At 39.8% G+C, this 246-nt stretch carries 1 protein-coding gene; it reads right to left on the bottom strand.

From position 1 onward, the window contains the following. On the bottom strand, positions 1-246 hold a 246-nt coding region (locus E1171_RS00045), incomplete at both ends, for a phospholipase effector Tle1 domain-containing protein (RefSeq protein WP_187696067.1).

Genomic DNA, 246 nt, shown 5'->3' on the forward strand with positions numbered 1-246 from the left:
TCCTCTCTCATCATACCAACCACCTACATCACAATGCACACCAGAAAACCAAACTTGTTCAATTACTTGTTTCTGGCCTTTTTTATTTTCATTCCATAAAGAAGGAAGAAATTTTTCCCTATGTTCATCGATGGAAAGGGCATGGTAGGCTAATTTAATCTCCGGATTCAGCGCTTCATCAAAGAAACGTTTTCCATTAAAGTATCCAAGGGAGGCTACCGTATCCCATACGCCAATAAAATGGGG

The sequence above is a fragment of the Xanthovirga aplysinae genome (assembly GCF_009711365.1).
Classification (GTDB): domain Bacteria; phylum Bacteroidota; class Bacteroidia; order Cytophagales; family Cyclobacteriaceae; genus Xanthovirga; species Xanthovirga aplysinae.